This window comes from Xanthobacter autotrophicus (genome assembly GCF_030015065.1).
In the GTDB taxonomy this organism is placed as follows: domain Bacteria; phylum Pseudomonadota; class Alphaproteobacteria; order Rhizobiales; family Xanthobacteraceae; genus Xanthobacter; species Xanthobacter autotrophicus_D.
This window is the reverse complement of sequence record NZ_JAIVFN010000421.1, coordinates 1-445: the sequence shown is the minus strand read 5'-3', so window position 1 is coordinate 445 and position 445 is coordinate 1. Positions and strand designations below refer to the sequence as shown.

Here is a 445-nt window from a genome sequence, read left to right as displayed (position 1 = left end):
ATTTCATCGACTTCCTGCGCATCTTCCAGTTCCAGCGCAACTTCATCGAAGCGCGCGCGGAAGGGCCGGGCCTGTCCATCGTGGCACGCGGCCCGCAGGTGCACGTGATGGGCTTCGAGATCTTCGTGCTGGCCATCGTGAACGAGTTGTACTTCCGCCGCCTGGGCCATGCCGACGCGGCGCTGGAGGAAGGAAGGCGGCGGCTCGTCGCCAAGATCGCGCGCGTGCAGGCGCTGGCGGACGAGGCGCCCCGCGCCCACCCCTTCGAGATGTTCGACTTCGGCCTGCGCCGGCGCTACAGCGGCGCCTGGCAGCGCGAAGTGGTGCAGCGTTTCGCCACGCAGGCGCCGCAATGGTTCAAGGGCACCTCGAACGTGCTGCTCGCGCGCGATCTGGGCCTGGTGCCCATCGGCACCATGGCGCACGAATACCTGCAGAGCTACCA

General features: G+C 67.6%; 1 pseudogene. It reads left to right on the top strand.

Going from position 1 to position 445, the window contains the following annotated elements:
- Positions 1-445 (top strand): annotated as a pseudogene (locus K9U40_RS23835) (hypothetical protein); the annotation flags it as partial.